Below are 1,196 nucleotides of genomic sequence, written 5' to 3' on the forward strand. Positions count from 1 at the left end.
TGTTCTGGTCTAATGGAACCGGACACTTTAATGAGAGATAATAAGTATCAAGCATTAAGGTGTTGGTATGAGTCAGAAACGCAGTTACAAGACGTACACAAAAGAGTTCAAAACGGAGGCTGTTGCCTTAGTTTTGGAGCAAGGTTATTCAGTGCCAGAGGCAGCTAAATCATTGGGTATTAACTCAAATATACTGTATCGCTGGAAGGATGATTATGAGCAAAAGCAGGCTGGCAAAACCTTAACTGAAAGTGAGCGCGAAGAGTTGAAACGCCTTCGTAAAGAAGTGAAAACTCTGCAAATGGAAAAAGAAATTTTAAAAAAGGCGAGTGCCTTCTTCGCGAAAGAAATGAAGTAAAATTTAACTTTATTCAAAAACAAGCAGCTAATAACTATCCTGTTAAGCTACTGTGTCGTGTGATGAAGGTAAGTGAGTCTGCTTATTATGACTGGTGTAAGCGTCCAGCCAAAGCACTCTTTAAGGCAAGTAGAAACAGCTTAGGAAGCCGCATGTTAGCCAAGAAACTACGCGAAGAAGGCTTTCAAGTTGGACGCTATCGGGTCCGCACATTAATGAGAAAATTGAACTTAAAAGTTAAACAAAGGGTAGCTTATAAGGTAACCACAAAACGTAAGCATAGCGACCCGGTTGCTGATAATCTGTTAAATCAGAACTTCAATCCAGTTGCTCCAAATGAGGTGTGGGCTGGTGATATTACTTATCTGAAGACAGCTTAGGGTTGGGTGTATTTGGCAATTGTCATGGATTTATTTTCTCGTCGAATTGTTGGCTGGCATATGGCCAGTCGTATGAATACAGACTTAATTTGCAAAGCGATGACTAAAGCCATTTATTTACGACAATCGAAAGCCGGCTTAGTATTTCATAGTGATAGAGGATCACAGTATACAAGTCAGCCATTTCAACGTTTATTAAAAAAGCATCAGATACGTTCTTCAATGGGTGACGTGGGCGCTTGTTGGGATAATGCAGTAGTAGAGCGATTTTTTGGCAGTTTAAAACACGACTGGATTTTAAAAACAGAGCAACCTACTCGCCAGCATATAAGACAAGATGTTACTGCATATATGAAATATTATAATCTGGAACGTTTGCATACGGCTAATGAAAATATGTCTCCAGTTAACTTTGAACAATCTCAGAGAAAAGTGTCCGGTTTAGTTTGACCAGAACA

1 pseudogene is annotated in these 1,196 nt (G+C 39.5%); it reads left to right on the forward strand.

What is annotated here, in order from left to right:
- Positions 1-67 precede the first annotated feature (67 nt).
- Positions 68-1,188: pseudogene (locus tag ORQ98_RS29475) on the forward strand (IS3 family transposase).
- Positions 1,189-1,196 lie beyond the last annotated feature (8 nt).

Origin of the sequence: Spartinivicinus poritis, from assembly GCF_028858535.1 — a bacterium.
Classification (GTDB): domain Bacteria; phylum Pseudomonadota; class Gammaproteobacteria; order Pseudomonadales; family Zooshikellaceae; genus Spartinivicinus; species Spartinivicinus poritis.